The sequence below is a fragment of the Enterobacter sp. 301B genome (assembly GCF_003850715.1).
In the GTDB taxonomy this organism is placed as follows: domain Bacteria; phylum Pseudomonadota; class Gammaproteobacteria; order Enterobacterales; family Enterobacteriaceae; genus Enterobacter; species Enterobacter intestinihominis.
On sequence record NZ_PQTC01000055.1, the window covers coordinates 1 to 6,004 of the forward strand.

At 55.0% G+C, this 6,004-nt stretch carries 8 protein-coding genes; 1 reads left to right on the plus strand and 7 read right to left on the minus strand.

All coding sequences use genetic code 11. From position 1 onward, the window contains the following. Positions 1-109 (plus strand): IS3 family transposase (locus C3451_RS23930; RefSeq protein WP_131023897.1); only part of this gene is annotated, 109 nt, incomplete at its 5' end. Between the two features lie 62 nt (positions 110-171). On the opposite strand, the gene C3451_RS23935 is transcribed toward C3451_RS23930, so the two are convergent. From C3451_RS23935 to C3451_RS23965, 7 genes are read right to left on the minus strand one after another with little or no spacing between them, the layout of a single operon-like run. Then, positions 172-3,453, minus strand: coding sequence for a phage tail tape measure protein (locus C3451_RS23935; RefSeq protein ID WP_124304489.1), 3,282 nt, complete (start codon positions 3,451-3,453; stop codon positions 172-174). 35 nt (positions 3,454-3,488) lie between these two features. Further along, positions 3,489-3,752 carry a DUF4035 domain-containing protein gene (locus C3451_RS23940; protein ID WP_032622502.1) on the minus strand — a complete coding sequence of 88 codons (264 nt, stop codon included), beginning with the start codon at positions 3,750-3,752 and terminating at the stop codon, positions 3,489-3,491. A 23-nt stretch (positions 3,753-3,775) separates the two neighbouring features. Beyond that, positions 3,776-4,177 (minus strand): phage tail assembly chaperone, encoded by a 402-nt coding sequence (locus C3451_RS23945; protein ID WP_032622503.1) that lies wholly within the window; start codon positions 4,175-4,177, stop codon positions 3,776-3,778. Between the two features lie 54 nt (positions 4,178-4,231). After that, positions 4,232-4,702, minus strand: coding sequence for a phage tail tube protein (locus tag C3451_RS23950; protein ID WP_000202242.1), 471 nt, complete (start codon positions 4,700-4,702; stop codon positions 4,232-4,234). A 54-nt stretch (positions 4,703-4,756) separates the two neighbouring features. Continuing rightward, positions 4,757-5,104, minus strand: coding sequence for a DUF3168 domain-containing protein (locus C3451_RS23955; RefSeq protein ID WP_047357536.1), 348 nt, complete (start codon positions 5,102-5,104; stop codon positions 4,757-4,759). After that, positions 5,101-5,550, minus strand: a complete 450-nt coding sequence (locus C3451_RS23960; protein ID WP_032622505.1) for an HK97-gp10 family putative phage morphogenesis protein — start codon at positions 5,548-5,550, stop codon at positions 5,101-5,103. The genes C3451_RS23955 and C3451_RS23960 overlap by 4 nt, the downstream gene beginning before the upstream one ends. Further along, a complete protein-coding gene (locus C3451_RS23965; protein ID WP_042863307.1) occupies positions 5,547-5,885 on the minus strand; it encodes a phage head closure protein in 339 nt (112 codons plus the stop codon). Before C3451_RS23965 ends, C3451_RS23960 begins: the two co-directional genes overlap by 4 nt. Positions 5,886-6,004: the final 119 nt, after the last annotated feature.

Below are 6,004 nucleotides of genomic sequence, written 5' to 3' on the forward strand. Positions count from 1 at the left end.
TGATTACATCGAAATGTTTTATAACAGTAAGCGTCGGCATGGTTCCAGCGATCAGATGTCACCGACAGAATATGAAAACCAGTATTATCAACGGCTAGGAAGTGTCTAGATTATCCGTGGCGATTCACCCAGCGTTAATTCGTGGGCACCATGTGAAAGTTTCGATAGCCATCAGCGCCCCCCTTTAGCCATATTCCAGATAGCGCCTCCTGGCGCTAAATCTCTCATTATCAGTTCCCTGTAACGCTTATCTGTAACAGCACCAACTTCCCGCGCAAATTGCTCATATCCAGTTGTCGCCTGAGTTTGAGTGTTTCCGTTGCCATCGATGGTGATATAAACCTGTGGCGCCGAAGATACAGACTGACCACCACCAGCGCCGACCGCACGAACACCGAGTGAACCATCCGGTGCGCGGGTCAGCGGCATGATTGCCTCCGGCCCAGCCTCGCCCATGATTCCGGCCCCGCCTTTCGCGAAAGCGAACATGGTGGGGTTTCTGACGATCCCATTACTGAAAGCGCTCAGAGATGGAGAGTCATAAACGGCGCCTTTAGCGTTAAACTGAAAACTCGAACCGTAACTGGAAAACGCAGTACCGGTGCTGGCTGATGCTCCCGCACCGCCCCCGAAGAAGCTGCCTACGCTGCCGATGAGTGAGCCAAAAATGCCAGAACCGGAAGACCCACCCCCCATCGCGCTGACCACTGCCATTTGCAGAGCGACTTTTTCGATAATCTGTAAAACAGAGATACCCCAGGATTTCCAGCTGACCTTATTGCCTTCCAGCATTGAGGTGACATTACTAAACGCGCTGTCGAGTGTGGTTTTCACCCCGTCAGAAACCGTGCCGGAAACATTGCTGATTTCATCGAACCAGTTCGCATAGCCGCGCGATACTCCGGCCATCCAGTCCGCTTCAGCTGCTGCTATAGCCTTGTATTTCTTATCCAGGTCATCGAGGGCAGCCGCCCGCTGTGCGATGGCCTCAGTGCCGCCGTCCGTTTTAGCAAAAACACGCTCGATCTGTTGCGTCTCGTCGAAACGGCTGCGCTGGCGATCACTCATGCCTGCGGTTTCGGTTGTCAGTGTCGCCTCATCCCTGAACTTTCGGGCCGCTTCAGTTAGATCCTTCAGGGCATCGGCTTGTTCGCGCTGCTTGCGCACGTTCTCGTCGGCTTTTTGCGTCCATTTTGCCAGCTCTGCTGATGATGCCTGGATAGCCTTGCGCTGCTCATCGGTCCATTTAGTGCCTGCCTGATGCGACGCTGCATAGAGCTCAGACGCTTTTTCTCCTTCCGTTGCCCTGACGCGTTGCACATCGATAGCCACGCTTAGATCGGCCATTTTGCGGGCATATTGCTCAGCGGTGCTGGCTGCTGCGCGCTCAGCTTTACTCTGAGCACTTGAGGCGGCAGTAGAGGTTTTTTTTGCCTCGGCTGCTGCTGCATCCTTTTTGGCGGCCTGATCCTTGTTGTAGATGTACTGGGTATAAAGTGCTCCAGTCAGCTTTAGATCTTCCGCTTCATAAACGTGCTGCTGATGAAGTTTCTCTAATCCACTTAAGCTGGCCAGCTCATTTTCGCGGCGTGATCGTTCCAGTGCTGTTTGCTGCTGAGGCGTTGCATTAGCCAGTGAGACCACTGGCCCGGCATACTGCGGGGGTTTAGCGCCTGCGGTTGCTGACATTGAGCGGTTTAGCAGGTCATAGGCACCTTTCAGGATTGAGACGGCGCCAGCCTGTTCGATAGCCTTTTGCGTTGCCAGGTCGCTGGCATCGTTTACCAGCTTCTGCGTTTGTTCGACTTTTGAAGCGGCCTGTTCGCGCTGATACTCCAGCTGGTTCAGCTTATCGGTAAGTTCGATGTTTTTGGCCGTGATGTCGGCCTGGTCCATGAAAGTATTGATCAAGGTCAGCGTAGGGTGGCGGTTATAATCCTGCTGGATTTGGTCAACCGCCTTGAGGCTGTCTTTCACCTTCGCGATCTGAGAGTCGAGGTCGGCCAGGTCTTGCTTTTGCGCCTGTAAAGAGGTCCGCGCATCTGCGGCGGTCGAGCGAAGGCCGAGCACAGACATCTGCTGGAGTTTGGTGTTGATCTCGTCAAGGTTGTTGGCAAAGCCCACAGCCTCACGGTGTACCTGCTGGGTATGCTGATACAGGCCATACATCGCAGCACCGGCACCGATAATAACGCCAGGCCAGCCACCGAGAATGCCCAACACTCCGCTACCCAGCCGTGACATCACCGAGGCTGTATTGGTGAGGTTGTTAACGGCAGAAGCCCTGCCAGCAAGCGCTGTGTTCAGGGATGCCTGAGCTGCGGCAAGATTACGTTCGGCAACTATCTGAGCCTCAATACTTGTCGCAGCTGCGCGCGCCTGTTGAGCGCGGTAAACCGCCTGGCGGCCAGCAGCAACGCTAACCTGAGCGCCACGGACCTGAGCCTGAGCCAGCGCAACCTCGGCGGCCGTATTAGCGAGCACTGCACGGGTTGACTGGCCGACGCTGCCGACCATATTGCCAAAATAGCGAGCCAGACCCACGCCAACGAGAATGCCTGCCGTGTTTGCCACATCATCAATGTTATTCGCCAGACCATCCAGCACGCCGGATAGCGTGGAGGATGCGCCGACGGCATCGTTCGCCCCGCCAACCCAGGCGAGAAAAGCATTTTGCACTTTCTGTGCAGATCCGCTGATGGATGCTGGCAAGGTGTCAAATTCTTTACGCAGGATCTCTACGTTTGTCAGCAGCGGGACGATCTTGTTGGTCGTCAGCTCGCCGTTGTTGGCCATATTTCGCAGGCCACCAACAGTGGTACCCAGACCATCAGCCAGCAGTTTCGCCAGGCGGCCACCGTTCTCCATGATGGAGTTAAATTCTTCGCCTCGCAAAACGCCTGAGCCAAGCGCCTGGCTAAGCTGGGTGATAACAGAGCTCGCCTCTTCGGTACTGGCGCCAGACAGCTTCAGCGAGGTTGCTACGGTTTCCGTAACTTTTGCGACGTCAGCAGAAGCGTAACCGGCATCACGCAGGGACTGCGCAATTCTGCTGTATAAGTTGCTGTTTGCCTCGAGGGATGTTCCGGTGCGCTGGCTAATCTCCATCAGCACGCGCTGGGATTGCACGTAATCCTCACTGGAAGAGGACGCAAGGCGAAGGCGGCCATTCAGCTGGTTCCAGGTATCAGCAAACTGAACAAGTTGATGCGTGGCAAATGCGCCAGCCCATGCCCCGGCAAGCCCAGCCGCTGATGAACGTACTGTTGCGAGCTGAGAATTCAGGTCAGCCAAAGACCGCTGAGTTTCTCGCGTGGCCGCTGCTGCTTTTTTCCCGCCCTGTTCCATAGTGCGGTAGTAATCCGTCCCCATACGGGACGCTCTGGCGATCTCAGACTGAAAAGAAGACGAGTTCGCAGAAATTTTGATGATTAGCTCGCGCAGCGTTGCCATATTTCACCCATAAAAAAAGCCCGCAGCCGCGGGCGTCAAAGACTGGACATCCATTCTTCAAGTTCAGAGACTTCAGAGCCTTCTTCCTGCTCACCCCATTTCAGCATCACGTCAGGTATGGTGAATTTCCCGCCCTGAGAGTTCAGCATTGCAACGGAGATCTGCGCCGCCTGTGCATCGGAACGCCAGTCCCCAACAGGACTTATGCGGTCAAACTCGATCCACATTTTGAGCTCGCTGGCGGTTATGGTCTGGCGCAGCTCGTGCAGAGTGCGCCCCATCCGGAGCGCCAGCGACATCAGGAAGAAGGTCAGCGGCTGCTTTACGGCTTTCCCGCTTCTTCCTGACTCATTCCGAGGCCAAGAGCCTGAGCCAGCAGGCGCGCATGCACAGGACCATAAATTTTGGATACCAGCTCCTGATCCTCGTCACTGAATACGCGCTCGCCGTTTTCATCCAGCAGTACGTCAATAAACAGAACCACATCCGCCTCTTTGTTACGCAGGAACTTCTCCGCCTCCGTCAGCGTCGGGGCCTCTTCGCCTTCGGCGAGCTGCGGATTTACGATCTCCCGGAATTTCACCCAGGCATCGCCGGACGGTTCACGCAGCGTTACCTTTGCGCCATCCCACTCAGGGACCGTGATACCGTCTTTTGTGCGATAGGCTTTTGATGCAGTAAGCGCCACGTCGCGTAGTGAATTCTGTGATGTTTTTTGCGCCATTTCATTTTTCTCTTGTTACTTGGTCGAAGGGATAAAAAAAGCGGCCGAAGCCGCTCAGGAACCAGACGCATAAATGCGTTTAGGTTTGCCACGTACACGCAGAGAATAAGTCGCGCCAACAACGGAAGAGGTTGCAGCAGACCATGAGCTCTGACGAACCTCCACCAGCACGTAGAAACCATTACCAGACGGGAATACCACGCGAAGCGCACGCAGTTCGTCATTTTCGTAAGCGGTCTGGAGTGCCTCCTGTGCTGCTTCATCGCCAACCCAGTTACGGGTAATGCTCATTTCAGCAGGCGCGGCGAGGCCGTTGGTTTGCTCTTGTTCAGTTGAGCAAAGCGTAGTTACGTCAATATCCCCTTTTTGACCGCCCGTGAAGGTGATCTCCTTTGTTGCACAGGCCGCTTCCAGCCAGGTAACACCAGCCCCCGGGAAACCTGAGGCATTAAAATCCTCGGCGGTTACGGGTGCGTCGGAGACGGCAAAGGTCATCCCCTTTGTAACTTCATACTTACTGGTCATGATTTCTCCAGATAAAAAAAAGACCGCCGGAGCGGTCTGTGATGGTGAATGAACTTAAACGATCACCTGAAATTCGAGCGTGGCCCGGTGAAAATGCAGATCAGGTTCATAACCAGGCGTTTTGACAATGTTCTCAGGCTTCAATGTTTGCAGGGCTTCCAGCGCCATATTCCTGATCGTACGCGCTTCAGTGATAGTGCTGGAGTAAACATCGACTTGCACCGAAACGGCGGATTCCGCCTGACCGCAGAGAACGTCAGCGGCCGCCTCGGTAATAATCGAGAAAATTACCCAGGGCGGTGAGACTGAAGGTTTCCCGTCACTGCCGAGCGGTGCAACGTAGGGATAAACCTGCCCTCCGGCCAGCGGTTCCAGCAGAGGATAGAGATCGTCTTCCGTCATTTGCTTAATGCCTCATCGATGGCCTGGTTCATGCGCCTGATCGCGACCTCTGTCGCCTGCTCCTGTCGGACGTCAAACGCGGGACGAATGAAAGGATGTGGCGGCATGTTGGCAGTTCCCATTTCAACGAATCGCCAGTAAAAGGCGTTTCTCGGGTTATTAGCCTTCATCGTGTTATCGCTGTTGCCGGTGCGCGGGTTAACGCCACGAATATGGACGCCGGAAGAAATCTCCCCGCGGCGGCGGCTTTTTTGGGTCACCACCACCACGTTTTTTTTCAGTTTTCCGGTGCGTACCGGTGCACGTGCGATCACTTCTTCCTTAAGCACTTCCGCGCCGGCGCGCGTGGCATCACGAAGAACCTTATTGTTTTCAGCGCGGCTAAGCGCCTCCAGATCCTTTGCTATGTCATTTAACCCGGAAAAATCGAGGCTCGTCTCAATCATTTTTCAGCTCCCGTTTTGCAAAGAATTTCCAGGCGAGTGCCGGTCGAATTTGCTACCGGAGGACCGATGATATTTAGCACCTGGCCTTTATACGGCCCGCTTAGCACTTCCAGACGAGAAGAGGCGTTCAGGTCAGCCCTGAAGCGCATCCAGACGCGAATAGTTGCCTGCGCCGTCTCCGCGCCGCCTGACAGCTGCTCTCTGCCGCTGATCCCCTTCACCTCGGCAGAAATCGGCCTGCCACCTCTCCACGATTCAACCGGCTGGCCAGATGGATCACGCGAGGTTGTGAAGGTGAGAATTTTCACCCGGTGCCTGAATCGTCCCGGTTCCATCAGGATCCCTCCTCTGATTCGGCTTTACCGCGCCAGTTGCGATGAATGAACATCATGCGTTCGGCGGCTGCATTCTCATAAAGCTGCACTTCGCTTTGTGCCGTCCGGTGTTCAAACAT

What these genes read in the sequence shown, in the direction of transcription:
- C3451_RS23935 (WP_124304489.1), bottom strand. Translation starts at nt 3,453, where the DNA reads ATGGCAACGCTGCGCGAGCTAATCATCAAAATTTCTGCGAACTCGTCT.
- C3451_RS23940 (WP_032622502.1), bottom strand. Translation starts at nt 3,752, where the DNA reads ATGTCGCTGGCGCTCCGGATGGGGCGCACTCTGCACGAGCTGCGCCAG.
- C3451_RS23945 (WP_032622503.1), bottom strand. Translation starts at nt 4,177, where the DNA reads ATGGCGCAAAAAACATCACAGAATTCACTACGCGACGTGGCGCTTACT.
- C3451_RS23950 (WP_000202242.1), bottom strand. Translation starts at nt 4,702, where the DNA reads ATGACCAGTAAGTATGAAGTTACAAAGGGGATGACCTTTGCCGTCTCC.
- C3451_RS23955 (WP_047357536.1), bottom strand. Translation starts at nt 5,104, where the DNA reads ATGACGGAAGACGATCTCTATCCTCTGCTGGAACCGCTGGCCGGAGGG.
- C3451_RS23960 (WP_032622505.1), bottom strand. Translation starts at nt 5,550, where the DNA reads ATGATTGAGACGAGCCTCGATTTTTCCGGGTTAAATGACATAGCAAAG.
- C3451_RS23965 (WP_042863307.1), bottom strand. Translation starts at nt 5,885, where the DNA reads ATGGAACCGGGACGATTCAGGCACCGGGTGAAAATTCTCACCTTCACA.